This window comes from Agathobaculum desmolans ATCC 43058, from assembly GCF_000701665.1.
Classification (GTDB): domain Bacteria; phylum Bacillota; class Clostridia; order Oscillospirales; family Butyricicoccaceae; genus Agathobaculum; species Agathobaculum desmolans.
In genome coordinates, this window is sequence record NZ_JNJN01000040.1 from 11,805 (window position 1) to 27,433 (window position 15,629).

The 15,629-nt window shown below is 49.0% G+C and carries 14 protein-coding genes and 1 pseudogene; 13 read left to right on the top strand and 2 right to left on the bottom strand.

Annotation, left to right across the window (positions count from 1 at the left end):
- The first annotated feature begins 546 nt into the window (after positions 1–546).
- From T363_RS0110405 to T363_RS15215, 12 genes are all read left to right on the top strand, one after another.
- Complete coding sequence (locus T363_RS0110405; RefSeq protein ID WP_031475611.1) at positions 547–1,560, top strand: radical SAM/SPASM domain-containing protein; 1,014 nt, start codon at positions 547–549, stop codon at positions 1,558–1,560.
- Positions 1,561–1,577: 17 nt separating this feature from the next.
- Positions 1,578–2,018: an FAD synthase family protein gene (locus T363_RS0110410; RefSeq protein WP_031475613.1), complete on the top strand. Its 441-nt coding sequence runs from the start codon at positions 1,578–1,580 to the stop codon at positions 2,016–2,018.
- Between the two features lie 60 nt (positions 2,019–2,078).
- Complete coding sequence (gene aepX / locus T363_RS0110415) at positions 2,079–3,392, top strand: phosphoenolpyruvate mutase (RefSeq protein ID WP_031475615.1); 1,314 nt, start codon at positions 2,079–2,081, stop codon at positions 3,390–3,392.
- Positions 3,393–3,395: 3 nt separating this feature from the next.
- Positions 3,396–4,511 carry a phosphonopyruvate decarboxylase gene (gene aepY / locus T363_RS0110420; protein ID WP_031475617.1) on the top strand — a complete coding sequence of 372 codons (1,116 nt, stop codon included), beginning with the start codon at positions 3,396–3,398 and terminating at the stop codon, positions 4,509–4,511.
- A gap of 314 nt (positions 4,512–4,825) precedes the next feature.
- Positions 4,826–5,038 carry a carbon storage regulator gene (locus T363_RS0110425; RefSeq protein ID WP_031475619.1) on the top strand — a complete coding sequence of 71 codons (213 nt, stop codon included), beginning with the start codon at positions 4,826–4,828 and terminating at the stop codon, positions 5,036–5,038.
- A 98-nt stretch (positions 5,039–5,136) separates the two neighbouring features.
- Positions 5,137–6,243 carry a flagellin N-terminal helical domain-containing protein gene (locus T363_RS0110430; RefSeq protein WP_031475621.1) on the top strand — a complete coding sequence of 369 codons (1,107 nt, stop codon included), beginning with the start codon at positions 5,137–5,139 and terminating at the stop codon, positions 6,241–6,243.
- A 96-nt stretch (positions 6,244–6,339) separates the two neighbouring features.
- Positions 6,340–8,295, top strand: coding sequence for a hypothetical protein (locus tag T363_RS0110435; protein WP_031475623.1), 1,956 nt, complete (start codon positions 6,340–6,342; stop codon positions 8,293–8,295).
- A gap of 13 nt (positions 8,296–8,308) precedes the next feature.
- Complete coding sequence (locus T363_RS0110440; RefSeq protein ID WP_031475625.1) at positions 8,309–8,812, top strand: adenylyl-sulfate kinase; 504 nt, start codon at positions 8,309–8,311, stop codon at positions 8,810–8,812.
- A 30-nt stretch (positions 8,813–8,842) separates the two neighbouring features.
- The gene (locus tag T363_RS0110445) at positions 8,843–9,655 is read left to right on the top strand and encodes a PHP domain-containing protein (protein WP_031475627.1); all 813 of its coding nucleotides are present in this window, start codon (positions 8,843–8,845) and stop codon (positions 9,653–9,655) included.
- 92 nt (positions 9,656–9,747) lie between these two features.
- The gene (locus tag T363_RS0110450; RefSeq protein ID WP_154658798.1) at positions 9,748–10,149 is read left to right on the top strand and encodes a hypothetical protein; all 402 of its coding nucleotides are present in this window, start codon (positions 9,748–9,750) and stop codon (positions 10,147–10,149) included.
- Between the two features lie 319 nt (positions 10,150–10,468).
- A complete protein-coding gene (locus tag T363_RS16465; RefSeq protein WP_031475631.1) occupies positions 10,469–10,840 on the top strand; it encodes an AAA family ATPase in 372 nt (123 codons plus the stop codon).
- On the top strand, positions 10,824–11,414 hold the full coding sequence (locus T363_RS15215) for an ImmA/IrrE family metallo-endopeptidase (protein WP_031475633.1): 591 nt from the start codon (positions 10,824–10,826) through the stop codon (positions 11,412–11,414). The genes T363_RS16465 and T363_RS15215 overlap by 17 nt, the downstream gene beginning before the upstream one ends.
- Before the next feature lie 174 nt (positions 11,415–11,588).
- On the opposite strand, the gene T363_RS16815 is transcribed toward T363_RS15215, so the two are convergent.
- Positions 11,589–11,810, bottom strand: coding sequence for an SEC-C metal-binding domain-containing protein (locus T363_RS16815; RefSeq protein WP_099092286.1), 222 nt, complete (start codon positions 11,808–11,810; stop codon positions 11,589–11,591).
- A gap of 134 nt (positions 11,811–11,944) precedes the next feature.
- Here T363_RS16815 and T363_RS15220 point away from each other — a divergent pair, with 134 nt between their 5' ends.
- Positions 11,945–15,199 carry an S-layer homology domain-containing protein gene (locus T363_RS15220; protein ID WP_078097010.1) on the top strand — a complete coding sequence of 1,085 codons (3,255 nt, stop codon included), beginning with the start codon at positions 11,945–11,947 and terminating at the stop codon, positions 15,197–15,199.
- A 162-nt stretch (positions 15,200–15,361) separates the two neighbouring features.
- Here T363_RS15220 and T363_RS16090 read toward each other — a convergent pair.
- Positions 15,362–15,629 (bottom strand): annotated as a pseudogene (locus tag T363_RS16090) (hypothetical protein); the annotation flags it as partial.

The window sequence follows — 15,629 nt, forward strand, 5'->3', positions numbered from 1 at the left end:
AAGTGTCATGTATCAAAGTTCTTTAGGGTACTCATGCAAATATGACCCAACTGTTTTTACGTTGCTGCATTATTCAGTTAGTGTTGAACGTGCGAAAAGGTAGGCTTTGAGCCTACCTTTAATTTGTCTAAAAAGTATTTTGCTGATGCGTGTCAGCGATATGCGCGGCAGCACACATAAAATAGCATTTACAACGCAAATACATAAAAAGTCAGGACATGTGCCTGACTTCTTATACTTTGAGAGGGAAAAAGTTTCTGTACAGGAACTTTTTTTCTCGTTTATGTTGACGTAGTCCAAATATAGATTGTCGGAAAAACAAAGTTTTTTGACAGTCTCAAGGTAATCTTTGAGCCTACATTTTTTTGATGTGCGGCGGTTCATGGCGGAATCCTTGTTTTATTTGTCGACCTGTGCTATGATAAAAATGTATAGGTGTTTGGTTGTGCCGTTAAATAGCTGCTCACAGGAAGAAAAAGCCCCGCCAAAGCAAAGCATGTTAGGATTTAATTTGTTGTGATATATTTTATAAAAGGAGAGATGGTTGTGAATTTGCAGGAACGAGTTGATTTAAAAAAAACGGATCGCCCCGAGCTGTATACACTCGAGCCGCCGTTTCCGACAACAAACTTTTTAATTGAGACATCGAATGCATGTAATCATGCTTGTATCTTTTGCGCTCACCAAAAAATGAAGCGGAAAATTCGAAAAATTGATAAAAACTTGGTTTTTGATCTGCTCCAACAGGCATATGACCTGGGAACCCGGGAAGTGGGGTTTTATGCTACGGGGGAACCGTTTTTGGTACCTGAACTGCCGGACTATATCAAAAGAGCAAAAGATATTGGCTATTCCTATGTTTATCTGACCTCAAACGGATCGGTGGCAACGCCGGAGCGCATTAGAGCCGTTGTTGATGCGGGATTGGACAGCATCAAGTTTTCTATCAATGCTCCGGAGCGGAGACTGTATGAGTTCATCCATGGAAAAGATGATTTTGATGCTGTGATGGAGCATTTGAAATACCTGAATCAGTATCGAAACGAGAGCGGAAAAGAATACAAAATTTTTATTACCGGCATTATGACACGATTCACAGAGGAGTACAAAAACGATTACTACACGGTTTTTGATGGGCTTGCCGATGAAATTGTTTTCAAGAATGTATATAATCAGGGCGGATATATGCCGGAGATTGATACATTGTTAAAATGTTCAACTGATGATGAGACATTCCGCAGATGCAACTTGCCCTTCGATGCCATTTCGGTAACATGCGAGGGCTATCTATCGGTGGAAAATGCGGATTTTGAAGATATGTTGATTGTTGCTGATTTAAACAAAGTTTCTTTGAAGGATGGATGGTACGGGGAGAAGATGAAAGAAGTCCGGAAAATGTTTTTAGAGGATAATCTCGACGGCACATTGTGTGATGGCTGTGTTCATCACTGCCTTCGTCCGGCCAAGGCGCTGATGCCTGAATATGCTACGCCCAATGATGAGATCTTCTCGGATAAACTGGTGCGGGATCGCATCTTAAAGGCCGGATACAAGATTTAACGGAAAGGGGAAAAGTTATGAGTCGCATCCGCCCTCTGGTCTATGTGCCGATGGCAGTAGATATTGTTCACCCCGGGCATATTAACATAATAAAAAAAGCAGCGGAACTTGGGGAGGTTATGGTAGGGCTGTTCACAGATGAAGCGATTGCCACCTATAAAAATCCTCCGTATATGGATTACGCTACACGAAAAATCGTTATTGAAAATATCAAAGGTGTTAATCAGGTTGTACCGCAGACCACACGTGACTATGAGGAAAATTTACGAAAGTACCGGCCTGAGTTTATGGTACATGGAACTGACTGGAGAGAGGGGCCGCTGGCTGATGTGCGGGCAAAAGCCATTGCCATTTTATCAGAATGGGGTGGTGAGATTGTGGAACCGGAGTATACAAAAAATATATCTTCTTCTATGATTAAACAAAAAATTAAGGAACGTGAAGAAAATAAACAGTAAAATCCAGATAAGCTTCGAACGGTTGCATATATGGGTTAGGGAAGAAAGGTGGAAGTGATAGTGAAAAAAGTGTATCTTAATGTTAGCACGGATATTCTCCATTATGGACATATTGCACTAATGAAGAAAGCTGCCGAACTGGGTGAGCTGATAGTAGGTGTTTTAACAGATGAGGTGGTGGCTCAGTATCGCCGTGCCCCGCTGGTTCCATATGAGAAGCGTAAAGAAATGATTGCACAGCTCTCCTTTGTCAAGGAGGTGGTAAAACAGGATACCCTAAGCTATGAGACAGTCATTCAACAGTATCGGCCTGATATTGTAGTGCATGGTGATGAGTGGAGAATCGGTGGAAAATCTCGAATTAGAGCCGATCTGCTGAAGCTTTTGGATGTATATGGCGGAGAGTTGGTCGAGTTTCCTTATACTGAGGATGAAGCCATCAATGTGCTGGAATCTACCGTTTATGACAGGTATGCGGTACCGGAAATTCGGAGAGGTATGCTGAAACGTCTGCTGGGGCTGAAAAAGTCCCTGCGCGTATTGGAGGCTCATAACGGACTTACCGGTCTTGTGGTTGAGAATGCTAAAATTACCACCGAGGATGGTATGCAAAAGACGTTTGATGCGATGTGGATTTCGAGTTTGTGTGATTCTGCCGCGCGAGGGAAGCCGGATATAGAGTTAGTTGACTGGTCCAGCAAGATTGACCGCATTAACGAGATTATGGAGGTTACCACCAAGCCTATCATTGTAGATGGAGATACCGGTGGGATGCCGGAGCACTTTGTATATAATATTCAAACTTTGGAACGTATTGGCGTTTCGGCTATTATTATTGAGGACAAGACTGGCCTGAAGAAAAATTCCCTTTTCGGAACGGAGGCGAATCAGGTTCAGGAAGAACCTGAAATCTTTGCGGATAAAATAAGACGCGGTAAGCAGGCTTTGAAAACAAAAGAGTTTATGATCTTTGCCCGTATTGAAAGCCTGATTTTGGAAAAGGGAATGGAGGATGCCTTGCACAGAGCCCGCGTCTATCTGCAGGCCGGTGCAGACGGCATTATGATTCATTCCAGAAAAAAGACGCCTGACGAAGTGTTTGAGTTCTGTCATAAGCTGAAGGCTGAATATCCGGAAACTCCGATTGTAGCAGTGCCTACTACCTATAATACTGTGACGGAGGATGTGTTGTCGGATAACGGGGTTAATATTATCATTCACGCAAATCATCTGCTCAGAAGTGCATTCCCGGCCATGCAGAAGACAGCGGAGTGCATTTTGCTCGATGGATGCTCCGGTAAGCGGGCAGATCAAAACTGTATGCCGATTAAGGATGTCATCCGCTTTATTCCGGTGGAAATGGAGAATCAATAGACCATGACTGTAGAAGAATTTTTTGAAGAGCTTCGCTACGAATTTTTCACAGGTGTACCGGATTCCACATTAAGTCCGATCTGCGACTACCTGATGCGCCATAAGGGATTGTCGAAAGAGCATATTATCGCCGCAAATGAAGGCAACTGCGTAGGACTTGCTGCAGGGTATTATATGGCAACGGGAAAAGTGCCTGTAATTTATCTGCAGAATAGTGGGATTGGAAATCTTGTGAATCCGATTGCTTCTCTGCTCAACGAAAAAATTTATCGGATTCCCTGCCTGTTTTTGGTGGGATGGCGGGGAGAGCCGGGGGTGCATGACGAACCCCAGCATCTATTTCAAGGGGAAATAACCCACCGGCTGCTGGAGGATCTTGGGGTTCATACATTTACTGTATCCAAAAGCACCACGCAAGAGATGTGGCAGGCTATGATGGCTCAGGTGGATGCACTGCTGGCTGCACGCAAGCAGGCTGCTATTGTTATTTCCAAGGGCGCCATTACAGCAGATATCAAGGGCGATTACGGCAACTCCTATTCGCTTATGCGGGAAAAAGCCATTTCTCAAATTGTTGCACAGGCGCCGGATGACATTTTTGTGGCGTCCACAGGTAAAATTGCAAGAGAGCTGTTTGCCGTGAGGGAAACGCTGCACCAAGATCACGCAAAGGATTTTCTAACGGTTGGCTCTATGGGACACTGCTCTTCCATCGCTTTGGAAATTGCACTCCAAAAGCCGGAGCGCCGGGTCTGGTGTCTGGATGGGGACGGCGCTTTGCTGATGCACATGGGCGCAATGGCTGTGATCGGATCCTTTGCCCCTGCCAACATGGTTCATGTGGTATTCAATAATGAATCGCATGAGTCCGTTGGGGGATACCCGACGGCGATTGGAAGCGTTGATTTGTGCAAGGTGGCACAAAATGTCGGATACCAATCGGTACATATGGCAGACACAGCGGACAGCTTGCAGCAGCGGCTTGCAGAAATACGCGGCCAGTCTGCGCTGACATTGCTGGAAATCCGCACCGCGATTGGATCGAGAGCGGATTTGGGCAGGCCTACCATATCTCCGGAAGAGAATATGAAGCATTTCATGCTTGGCCTGCAAGCATAAGACAACGCAAAATTACATACTGTGTTTGCAGCGGCAATGCGCGGATGATAAGCCGTTCCGCCCGCGTGCCTGCTGCGATTAACGTAAGGAATCCGTCCTGTTAAGGCTGTAACGCCGGCAGGACGGATTTTTTTGCTCGAAATTGCCGCGTGCACAGAATGAATAAGTACACGTTTTGGTAACGAATCGTTTTTTAGCTGCTATTTAATAAATCGGATTATTCCACCGGTAATTAAGGGTAAAAAATGAAATATAAAAAATTTTTTTGAAAGTCCAAAACGTGTACTTTTGCAAAACGGAAGAAAGGTGAGAACATGCTGGCTCTATCCGTTCAAGAAGGGGATTATATCACAATCGGCGATAATATTGTGATTCAGGTATATGCGCAAAAGGGCAAGCTGACGCGCATTGCGATTGACGCGCCCCGCGAACTGCCGGTTGTCCGCTCTAAATTGGTAGAGGAGCAGGGCGCAACACCGGAATGTATGAAGCGTTTCCGCACCGGAAAACCGCAAAAATCCATTTGATTCAAACGGATTGATCCGTTTTGAATAGAAAACTATCCACCCAAAAACCGCAGACGGACGGATTCGCTGCGGACGGATTCTGAAAAGGAGAATGATTTATGAGAATCCAGCACAACATTATGGCAATGAATGCCTACCGCAACTACAACAACAACACCTCGGCACTGTCCAAGAACCTTGAAAAGCTCTCCTCGGGCTACAAGATCAACCGCGCGGGCGACGATGCGGCAGGTCTGGCTATTTCCGAGAAGATGCGTGCGCAGATCACCGGCCTGAAGACTGCCACCAAGAACGTTAAGGACGGTGTTTCGCTGGTTAAGACCGGTGAGGGTGCGATGCAGGAAGTACAGGATATGCTCAACCGTATGGTAGAGCTGGCCACCCAGTCCGCGAACGGCACCTACGATGACGCCGTTGACCGCAACAACCTGCAGCTGGAAGTAGACAAGCTCAAGGAAGAAATCGACCGCATCGCGGATTCCGCGAACTTCAACGGCATTAAGCTGCTGGACGGCTCGCTGCAGGATGGCGCAAAGGTTGCTATCTCTATTTCCGGTATGGTTAGCGGCAAGGCAATTACCCAGAACTCCGACGGCACCTTTAACTTGACGGGTAGTTTTGCATCGGGTGATACCGTTACAATTAACGGTAAGACTTATGCGTTTAAAGCAAATGCTAGCGGCAATGATGGTAAGACGTTTAAGGATCTTGCTACTTTGAAGACAGCTGTGGGGAAGGCTGAGGGCAGCGGTGTTATTACCTTTGGTACTGGTACTGCAGGCAAGACGAGTGCTACCAAGAAGGGCACGTCGCTGACCCTGCAGATCGGTGATGATTCGGAGCCTCACAACCAGATGAAGGTATCGGTTAAGGATCTCCATGCGACGGCACTCGGGTTGGATCCCGTCTCTGTTGCCAAGCAGGCTGACGCGCAGGCTGCGGTTGCTACGATCAAGAAGGCAATTAACACGGTTTCCTCTGTTCGTGGTGAGCTGGGCGCGACCCAGAACCGTCTGGAGCACACCCAGAACAACCTGTCTGTTATGACCGAGAACATTCAGGATGCTGAGTCCACCATCCGCGATACCGACGTAGCCGACGAGATGATGGCTTACACCAAGAACAACATTCTGGTGCAGTCCGCGCAGGCAATGCTGGCGCAGGCCAACCAGGTGCCGCAGGGCGTTCTGCAGCTCCTCCAGTAAGCTGTTTTTTCCCTGTATTTACGGTACACACCAAACCAAAACCGGACGGGGGCGGGCATTTTGCCCGCCCCCGTTTTTTGAAAAGGAGCCGTTTTTATGCAATGTGAAGCGCTTACCCTTGCCCGGCGCGCGGCAGAGCTGCAGCAAAAGGAGCAGGCGCAGCGGGCCTATACCCTTGCCCTGCACGAGTTGGGGGGACGCGCCCCGCAGGAGGAGCTGGAAGCCGCCAGCTACCTCTTTTTTTCCGAGGGCGATTACCGCAGCGCCTATAACACGTTTGTTTCGCTCTACAACCGGGGGCACTATCAGCCCGAAGTGATGGAGATCATGACGCAGGCGTTCTATCTGCCCAATGTGCAGGAGCAGATGGCGCGCTACCAAAAAAACTGCGCGGCGCTGCGCAAGTATCCCTATCTGTTCCGGCAAGATTTTCCGGCGTTTGATGATCTGCCGATTCTGTTTTTCCCGTTGGAAGAAAACAGCTATTTCCCCTTTCCCTTGGATACCCGGCAGTTTGAGGACTGCGTGAACGTGTGCGATCCGGTGATCGACCGCAACTTTTTCCATGATCTTGAAAATCCCATCCTTGCAAAGGATGTTTACTCCCAGTATCAACTGGAATATTTGTATGATAATGTGCGCAAAAGCGAGTGGGTGGGGCGTGACAACCACATCTATCTGCACTATACGGATTGGGCGCGGTTCTGCGCCTATCTGGCATGTCTGGACTTTACCGCGCTGCTGAAAGCCAAAAAATTCGTCTTTTTGTTCGGGGAGGAGGTCAGCCGCTACCCCATCGACTTTGCCGCCGATTTCGGGATCGATTACAGCCGGTATCCGGTAAAGCCCATCACCTATGACGAGGTGACGCGGCTGATTTGGCACACGCAGCTGGCCACGCACAACGGCGGCGACTTTTTTAACGAAATTTTCCACCAGCACCCCAATCTGCTGACTACGGAATCTATAATTTACTCCAATCTGGTAGATGAATTGAAGGAGCGCAAGCGCGAACTGATCCGGCAGACGCCGCGCGGGCAAAAGGGGAAGATTCGGCGGCTGAGCGATAAGGATGTGTTGGTCGCCTATCTGTTTTCGCGCGCGGATTCCTGCGACGGGATCGACTTCGGCTCGCGCATCTGCCCGGCGGTGCTGTTCCAGCCGCATTTCAAAAACTTGGAATACCGCGTGAAGGTATATGACAAGCGGCATCTTTCGACCCTTGCTTCGGCGCAGTATGAAATGCTTCAAAATTCCCCGATGCTGCAGGGCTTCAAATACATCAAAACCTTTACGCCCATGCGGCGCATCACCACCAGCTATGCGGCAACCGTCCGGTTTATGTATCAGAATGTACTGAATGATCAAGACAGCGAGGAAAGTAAGCATCTGATTGTATTGGATGAGATGACTAATCGTCTGCAAAACCGCAGCTTTATGATCGATCCTGCCGACCGGCTGTATCGGGACAGCGTGCTCGTCCGCTTTGAGGACGCCAAGCTCAACCCCAAGGCCACCTTTACCGCGCTGGCAGATTTTTTGGATATTCCCTATACGCACAGCATGACCTACTGCTCAGGCGCGGAGGGGCTTGATCCGGAATCGCTGGCAGGCAACGTCCGCGGCTTTGACCCCGCTGCGGTATATAAAACCTATGATGAATATGCCAACGCGGATGAACGCGCCCTGCTGGAGTATTTCCTGCGGGATGCGTATCAGGAATACGGCTACGACATGCTGTATTATAAGGGCGAGCCGGTGGATGAGCAGTGGGTGCAGGAGCGGCTGTCGCGTCTGACGTGTCTGGATGGCTATATTGCCGAGTCGCTGCGCCTGAACCTGCGCAGTCAGGAGGGGGACGCGGCGCTGACGGAGGAAGAGATCGACGCGCAGTGCGATGCGTACCTGCAAACGGTTCACGATAACCGGGCCGGGCTGGTGATGCGCCTGCTGGAGGGACTGCGGTTTTATAATCAGCAGGGCGAACCGCTTCGGATGATGAAGAAGCTCGCGCTTGATCCTGCGCTGCTGGAACAGCCGCTTTATCATTGATATGGGGGACGGTATGGAACACAAAGGGACAGTTTATTTTTTTACCGGCCTGTCCGGTGCGGGCAAAACTACCTTGGGCGGGTTGTTTTATCAGCGGCTCAAGGCTACCAAGCCCAATGTGGTCTGCTTGGACGGAGACGAGATTCGGCCCGTGTTCGGCGAGGACAGCGGCTACACGCAGGAGGATCGCGTGCGCTGGGCGTCGCGTATTTTTCGGGTGTGCAAGCTGCTTGCCGATCAGGGGATTGACGTTGTGTGCTGTTCGATCGCTATGATTTCTTCGGTGCGGCAGTGGAACCGCGAGAATATCAGCAAGTATAAGGAAATTTACATTCGGGTAAAAAAAGAAACCCTGCTGACACGCAACCAAAAGGGGCTTTATACGGCCGGGTGCAATGTGGTAGGGGTGGATATCCCGTTTGACGAACCGCAAACCCCTGATTTGATCGTGCAGAATGACGGTGAACAAACGCCGCAGGAGTTGGTCGAGCAGATTGAGCGCAGCTTGTGGAAATGATATCCGCCGATGGTTCACCAAGGGGGTGAGATGATGGCATGGGCAGATTTGCACACACATTCTGCGGCGTCGGATGGGCAATACTCGCCGGCCGATTTGGTGTGCAAGGCGCAGGCCGCGGGGGTAGAGGTGCTTGCACTGACCGATCACGACACACTCAGCGGAACAGAGGAAGCGCTGTGTGCAGGTAAGGCATGCGGCATTCGGGTCGTCCGGGGGATCGAGCTGGGAGCGAGTGAGCATCGCTACATGCACATTCTGGGGCTTGGCATGTCGGATGGAGGCAAAGCTTTGCCTGCGCTTTGCGATCGGCTGCAGCGCAGCCGCAATGAGCGGAAATACCGTATGATCACGTTTCTCCACGAAAAGGGGATTGACCTTTCGTTAGAGGACGTGGAACGGCTTGCCGGTGGCAGGGTGGTTGCAAGACCCCATTTTGCGCAGGTGATGGTGCAGCAGGGGTACGTATCCTGCGTACGGGAAGCATTTGACAGATATTTGGATACAGAAGAGTATCAGAAAATCGAGCGTTTCAAAGCTTCGGCAGAGGTGTGCATACAGGCCATCCGTGCGGATGGGGGAAAGGCTGTGCTGGCGCATCCGTATCAACTGGAATGGGACACGGAAAAACTCGACCGGGCGCTTAAAACATTGAAAACAGCGGGATTGGATGGTCTGGAATGTTGGTATCCACGGCATACACGCCAAATGACAGAAGAATTTTTAGCGCTCGCCCGCAAATACGAGCTTTTTGTCAGTGCAGGAAGTGACTTTCACGGAGAAAGGATCAAGCCGGATATCCGGCTCCAGCCATGGAATGTGAATGTGGATTGGCTTGATTAACCATGCTGCTCTTTTCGCACCGGAGCACAAGGGTTTACGTCCAAGGGATCGGCAAATATGTTCGGTCAGAAAGGGATGGACGAGCAGTGTGGGTGCCGTCTGTGACGTCTCCCCAAACGAAAGTACGGGGAAAGCGTTGTTCGCTTAGCGAACCAATCACAGAACCTTTTTCACGCAAGTATAAATATTACGATGTGAGTAGCGGCAATCATCTGGATGCTTACACCGATGCTGTGCACATCAGTGAATTTGCAGTGAAAGCAATGCAGTGGGCAAATGCTGAGGGGTTGATTAACGGCAAAACCTTAGAACAGCCTTCCATATACGCTCACGCGGAAAACTGGGCGTATATGGAGATAGATGAGACTGCGGATGCAGATGTGTTTTTTATCTGTCCCGCTGTTTATGGTGGAGGTGCTGACAGCTTCAATATGTCCATGGATGATGAAGTTACTAAGGGCGATTTCCTAGGAGCTATCAATATGGAAATATGACCGAAATGTGGTATAATGAGTAAAAAGAGGCATATTAATGCGAATCTTAGATCTTTCTCTGCGAAACTTTCGAAGCTTTCTGACCGGGGCAAATCTTTGCAGTGTGTCCGTCAGACTGTCCAAGCGATACTGCTGGGCTTTTCGGATATGAGCGTGCGGCGCAATCTGCTGCGATTGTCTGCGACAAAGAACGGCATAGCGTACAGCGTTGATTCGCTATCTGGTGGCAAAAATGTACCCTCGCTCTGTTAGGTGATCTCGCTCGTTGGCTGGCGTTGGCAAATCGGCACGCAGACACCCCGTTAGAAGGCAGTGGCATTTGTGGATCGACGAGATCGAACTGCACATGCATCCGTCTTGGCAGCGCATGGTTTTGCCGGTGTTGAGAAAGACGTTTCCGAACATCCGGTTTATTGTTACGACACATTCACTGCAAGCTTTGGGGAAAGCTGGCAATGAGTATAACGTGTATATGCCCATGAACGAGGAATATATGGAAACCGGCTCATTTAACCCGGCGTTCCAAGATTTGCGTTGCATGGCATCCGATGCAATCGAAAATAATGATTTAGACACGGCGGAGTGTTTGATTGATGAGGTGAAGCAAATCGTTGGGCCGAACAATGCGACAGTTTTCAAACTGGAAGGACATCTAAAAAGAGGATGGTTGTTGTATGCGAAAAATCAGTAAGAAACCGCTTCCTTCCGCGATTGAGCAGATTCGCCTTGACCTGAAAAGCGGGTCCGCCGACTACGCCAGTGCCGTCGAGCGACTACTTGCTGAATGTAGTGTCCCTGCCCTCCCCGGTGTGACGCCGGTCGTTGCCATTGCAGAACGTTTGGGATTTGGGGTATACAGCGCGAATTTTAAGAACGCTGATGCGGTGTGTACAATGTGCGATGCTTTCTCTCCGGTTAATCCCTTCAACCAGCGGCGCGTAATCGTGGTAAATGCGAACGAGCAAGCCATCGGAAAACAGCTTGCAATCGCGCATGAGTTGGGACATTTTATGCTGCATTGTTCAGATACGCATGAGTTTTACGAGCGGTTGCCGAAAGAACTTCATTCTGGGCGGCGGAGTCAACAGGAGGACGAGGCGACCCGTTTTGCTACCGAGCTTCTAATGCCGAAAAGGGCGGTTCGTGTAGCTCTGGAAGATTTGCAGTTCTCACTCATGTCGGTTAAGGCGTGCTTTTTGTCGAAAACATTTTTGGTTTCGGAGAAAATGGCGTTGAAGCGGCTGGAGGAAATCGAAAATTTGTGATAAAAAAGCCCCGGAGCTTGCAACTCCGGGGCTTTCGCGTGCCACCGCAGACGCTTACATCACTCTTGTCCACGGATATTATGGCCCAATGGCTCATATTAACGGCATTGGAAAGTATAATGGCTACACTTTTCCTGCACTGATCATGCACTGAAGTGCATGGAGAGCGTTACGTTATCGTCCGCAGCAGTGTTTATACTTCTTTCCGCTGCCACAGGGACACGGTTCATTCCTTCCAATTTTTCTATGCGTATGTGTAACAGCAGCCTCGACCTCTGCAATTTCTTTTAGAAGGGCAAAGGGCCTGGTTCGAGAGGCCGTGTCTTTCAAGGGAATTTCTCGGTATAGCGCTTTGAGCTTGCGTCGGGTGTAGACCTCCGGTATAAAATACAGCATGATACTATGCAGGCAGCATATTGTAAATATTATACAGATATGCTATGCTATCAGCAGAACACTTTGCTATAAGTGTATATGAATGCTGTTTCTTTGAAAATAGCCAAAACTAAATTGTGAGGAGGAGTAAAGGTATGAGGAAGAGATTGCTGTCAACATTGTTGGCTGCGGCAATAACGCTGATGGCGATGCCTGTGGCATTTGCGGCACCAGCTACACTTGAGAAGCTGCCAACCCCACAGGTCACTTGGGTGACAGAAGACCGCACGCAAATCGCAGGACGCTATTTCATGGAAGGTCACTTAGTGTTTACTTGGACGGAGGGACTTAGTCCTGAATTCTACGTCGAAATAAAAGACGAGAAAGGCAGCGTCGTAGATTCGTATAAAGACGGAACAGATCCTTCAGGAACCGGCTGGAATCGAGTGCTTGTAGGATGGTATGCAGATAATCAGCTTGCTACTGGCACATATACTGCGGAAATAAAACTCTTAGGCGATGGTCAAAAATACAGCGATAGTGATATTGGTAAGTCGGAACCGTACCATTATATTGCACCGAACAAAGCGCTCACGAAACCCACCAATGCACGTTGGGAGAACGGCGTGCCAACCTTCGAAATTGCGCAGGATGAGCAAGCGAATGATTTATGGGTTTTTGTGCAATTCGGAAAAAAGCAATCTGATGGTACCATCAAGACGCGCAATTACAAAGGAACTCAATGGAATGATCCTCAACCACTGATCGATCGCTTCCAACAAGCTGTAAACCGTAACGGCGCAGGCGAATATTATTTCCGTGTCCGCTCGACTTCAAATGACATTCTCGAATGTCAGAATAGCCCTTGGTCTGAGTGGAGCGATGGTTATCAGGTGAGCGGAACGCCGGAAGGTCTGCAAGGTAATCTGGCGGAGATCAACAAGAATTTGACGACAGAATCGTCCGAGGATCAGAAGCAAGCCGCTATTGATGCAGTGCGTAAACTGAATCAAAATGAACTTGCAACCTCTATGGCGGCGGACCAGACAGATACCGGCGTGATAAAGCAACTGCAGGAATTGGAACAAAAACTAGGAAATGCAGCCACTGTGGAAGTAGCAAAGGATTCCGGATTGTCAATCAAGGAGAATGAGGTAACAGTGGTTGGCGCAGTTCTTGGTGCTGCAAAGTTAAGTGAGCCTCCCAAGCTTACCATCAGCAAACCAAAAGAAACTTTGGATGTACCTCCGACATACAAAAATGATGTGCATATGGATCTTTCCTTTGGAGAAACAGTTGCAAAAAATTCGGATGGAACGCTTGTAATCCCCGTTCGCATCACTATGCCAGTGCCAGGGAATATCCAGTCGGATAAGCTGAGAATTTTGCATTATCGCACGGATGGAACTCATGAAACCATTAGATACCGATTGTCAGAGGATAAGAAAACCATTAGCTTTGTAGTGACCCACCTGAGTCCTTTTGTATTTGCGGAAGAAGTTGATGGCGTTGCTATGGTAGGCGATACGGTGCATCCTACACTGGCTGCCGCACTGGAAGCAGTCAAGGAAACTGGTGGTACCATTACTCTGCTAAAGGATACCACTCTGGAAAATGCACAGTATTCCATCAATAAGCCTGTGACCATCACTGGCTCCGGAAAGATTTCCTGCACAGCAGCAGCGGACGAAACGACGTGTGCTTTTGTCATTAAAGAAAATGGTAGTTTGACTCTGGATGGTGTGGAGCTGGATATCAAGGGCACAAATAATCCTGATACTACAAAGAAGAATGATGGCACCGGCATTGATGTGCAATACGGCGGCAGCCTGATTCTGGAGAACAAGGCAGTTCTGAACTTGCATGATCTCGAGCGCGCAGTTATTTCCAGTAAGTCGAAAGAGTCCATGGAAGAACACCCCGGTCAGTTTATTATCAATAATAGCATATTCACTATTACCAACATTGACGGTAACGCTTCCAATGGCGGCGACTGGGAGATCAAAAACAACGCTGTTGTAACAGTAGATGGCTGTGGCGATCATGCGCTGATTGTAACGACTATGATGGTCGAGCGCTCCAATGTAACAGTTAGTAATGTCGGTCGTAGCGCAATTTATGGTAAAGAGCTGAACTTTAACGAAGGCGCAAACGTAACAATCAAACAGTCTGGTAACAAATTGCCCATTGAAGAAGGGGATAATAGCATTTGCCATGCTCCTTTGGAGGTCAATGAAAAAACGGGTGGTTCTCTTGTTGTTGCTCCTAACGCATCTGTAACCATTCAGGACTGTGTGAATAAGCAAGGGAATTCCAACAACACGGTTTATCTGCCCAGTAACGCAACCTACACGAACAACGGTACTGTAAATGCAACGGTCAAAACCGCAGAAGCACCGGAAGGTTCTTTTGTAGTCACGCTGGTAAGTGACGGCAAGACTGTTGGCACCGCGACTGTTAAGGAGAACGAAAAGTTCACCTTGCCGGAAGCACCCCAGAAGAGTAATTATACCTTTACTGGTTGGTCTGACGGTGCTAAGACCTACAAGGTGAATGATGAAGTGACGATTACCGAAGCGGTTGTCTTCACAGCTCAGTGGAAATACAATGGTTCCTCTGGCGGTTCTTCCGTCCCAACCTATTCTGCAACCGTAAATAAGGCTGAAAACGGCTCGGTTGCCGTCTCTCCGAAGAACGCTTCCAAGGGCGCAACGGTAACTGTGACCTCCAAGCCCGACACCGGCTACGAGCTGGATAAGCTGGCTGTAACCGACAAAGATGGCAAGAAAGTGAAGCTCACCGACAAGGGCAACGGCAAGTTCACGTTTGAGATGCCGGCTTCCAAGGTAACGGTTAAGGCAACCTTTAAAAAGGCAGGGGAGAGCGGCAAGAATACCTTCACCGACGTATCTTCGATGGACTACTTCTATGATGCGGTTCTGTGGGCAGCAGAGAAGGGCGTTGCCTCCGGCATGACCGATAGCTTGTTTGCCCCGAACGCTTCCTGCACCCGTGCGCAGATGGTGACATTCCTGTGGCGTGCAAATGGTTCGCCGGTTGTGAATTATGCAATGAAGTTCACTGATGTTCCTGCGGATGCTTACTATGCTGAGGCAGTTCGCTGGGCGGTATCCGAGGATATCACTTCCGGTATCAGCGAAACCGCTTTCGCACCGGATATGACCGTGACCCGCAGCCAGACCGTGACCTTCCTGTATCGTGCGGCTGGCGCACCGGCTGTCAGCGGCGGCAGCTTTGCCGACGTGGACGCGAACGCTTACTATGCTGATGCAGTCGCTTGGGCGGTTGCCGAGGACATTACCTCCGGCACAAGCGAGACCACCTTCAGTCCGGATGCACCCTGCACCCGCGGCCAGATTGTGACCTTCCTGTATCGAGATGTTGCGTAAATACTTGAAGGAATCGTTGCAGATGCTTGATTGTCTCTTCAATAGGTAAGCGTCAAATAGAAATTCAGAAAAGCACAAGGGTGGAGTTTTGCCTCGTAAGCGTCAAATAGAAATTCAGAAAAGCACAAGGGTGGAGTTTTGCCTCCACCCTTGTGTGCTGTTTCAGGTATGTACTTTTTTACGGCTGTCAGGATAAACGACTTTGGCTTTCTTGTAACCTCTCCAACCTAAGTGCTGGCCGCAGCGGTCACAGTAGGCCACGAACTCGCGTTCCAGCGTTATGCCACATCTGGGGCAGACATAATAGGCATGACCATTCGGGAATACCATCACTTCCTTAACAAGGAGCTCCATGCGGTACTCAGCAAAGCGCATAAGCAGTTGCCATAGAAACGATGGAGAAAAGGATATCTCAGACGATGCGTTGTGC

Coding starts and splice junctions, on each gene's coding strand:
- T363_RS0110425 (WP_031475619.1), top strand. CDS start 4,826: ATGCTGGCTCTATCCGTTCAAGAAGGGGATTATATCACAATCGGCGAT.
- T363_RS15215 (WP_031475633.1), top strand. CDS start 10,824: ATGCGAAAAATCAGTAAGAAACCGCTTCCTTCCGCGATTGAGCAGATT.
- T363_RS0110445 (WP_031475627.1), top strand. CDS start 8,843: ATGATGGCATGGGCAGATTTGCACACACATTCTGCGGCGTCGGATGGG.
- T363_RS15220 (WP_078097010.1), top strand. CDS start 11,945: ATGAGGAAGAGATTGCTGTCAACATTGTTGGCTGCGGCAATAACGCTG.
- T363_RS16815 (WP_099092286.1), bottom strand. CDS start 11,810: ATGCTGTATTTTATACCGGAGGTCTACACCCGACGCAAGCTCAAAGCG.
- T363_RS0110410 (WP_031475613.1), top strand. CDS start 1,578: ATGAGTCGCATCCGCCCTCTGGTCTATGTGCCGATGGCAGTAGATATT.
- T363_RS0110440 (WP_031475625.1), top strand. CDS start 8,309: ATGGAACACAAAGGGACAGTTTATTTTTTTACCGGCCTGTCCGGTGCG.
- T363_RS0110430 (WP_031475621.1), top strand. CDS start 5,137: ATGAGAATCCAGCACAACATTATGGCAATGAATGCCTACCGCAACTAC.
- T363_RS0110435 (WP_031475623.1), top strand. CDS start 6,340: ATGCAATGTGAAGCGCTTACCCTTGCCCGGCGCGCGGCAGAGCTGCAG.
- aepY (WP_031475617.1), top strand. CDS start 3,396: ATGACTGTAGAAGAATTTTTTGAAGAGCTTCGCTACGAATTTTTCACA.